The sequence below is a fragment of the Vibrio sp. Vb0304 genome (genome assembly GCF_033338995.1).
Taxonomy (GTDB): Bacteria; Pseudomonadota; Gammaproteobacteria; order Enterobacterales; family Vibrionaceae; genus Vibrio; species Vibrio alginolyticus.
In genome coordinates this window covers 1-1,018 of record NZ_JAWOTT010000386.1, presented here as the reverse complement: position 1 = coordinate 1,018, position 1,018 = coordinate 1, and the positions used below count along the sequence as shown (strand labels likewise).

1 protein-coding gene and 1 pseudogene are annotated in these 1,018 nt (G+C 40.6%); both read right to left on the bottom strand.

The annotated features are described in order from the left end of the window. Window positions 1-270, bottom strand: a 270-nt coding sequence (locus R7P35_RS26435) for a TetR/AcrR family transcriptional regulator (protein ID WP_318093461.1), incomplete at its 3' end; no start/stop codon positions are given. A 323-nt stretch (window positions 271-593) separates the two neighbouring features. Continuing rightward, window positions 594-1,018: pseudogene (locus tag R7P35_RS26430) on the bottom strand (XRE family transcriptional regulator); the annotation flags it as partial.

The following is a 1,018-nucleotide window of genomic DNA, read 5'->3' as shown; positions in this document are numbered from 1 at the left end:
CGCTTCGCTTTTTAACGAATGGATACAAAGCGCAAGTATTACGTCTTCTTTGCTGCAAAAATGATTGTAGATGGTGCCCTTAGAATAAGAGCTAGCCGAGGTCAGCTTATCCATAGTGAGGTTCGCAAACCCCTGCTCTTGGACGAGTGACTTAGCCAGTTGAATAAGCTCAACTTCTCTATCCGCAATCGCTTGTTGCTTTTTGGTTAGCCCGGACGAGACACGACACCCGTCTCGCTTACCATCCTTTTTACAGCGAAAGTTAAACATAATCCTTTGATCCGTATACCCACACACTCCTGATAATTGTAACACGATTATGTAAAACAGGAACGTCACCATTTTTGACGAACCGTCATAATTGACACTTCGTCATAATAGATCAAAAAACAAACATTACAAGTATGAATTTATCCATAACGAAAAATTACAAAAATCTATAGTTTTATCATTAAAATGCAAAAACAAAGGCTAGACAAACTGATGTGCTGAAGATTTACGCGAGAGATAGACGTTAAGCCAAGAGCTCACAAACTCGATATTTCCCAATACCTAAGATGCAAGCCATTGGCTCTGAGAGATAAGTGAATGGATTAAATTGAAAGGCTTGGTTTATCCCCTGCTGCTGCAATTGCGTAGCGAATATCGTCAATAAAACGAGATTCTGTTTCTACAATTCCATCAGAGAATGTCACTGGTTGATGTGGCCCAGCAAGTAGAACTACGTTTGTGAAGTCGGAAACATTAAAGTTTTCAGCGACAACATTCTTCGAGTGAAAATCAATCACCGTTTTCGCTACTTGATCTTCAAGCTCCAGCAACTGTTCTTCCGTAATTTTCATTCGCGCCAAAGCAACACGAACGCATTTATCATGTGTCGTTGTTTGCTCTTTGATTATCTCGGTGTACTTATCGTTTAACTTCGAGTTTTCTGCGTAGCTGTAGTACAGCGGGCCGTGCAACGTAATACTTTTGTTTTCATCTACGTAAACAAGGTCTAGCAACTCTAGTGCACCCA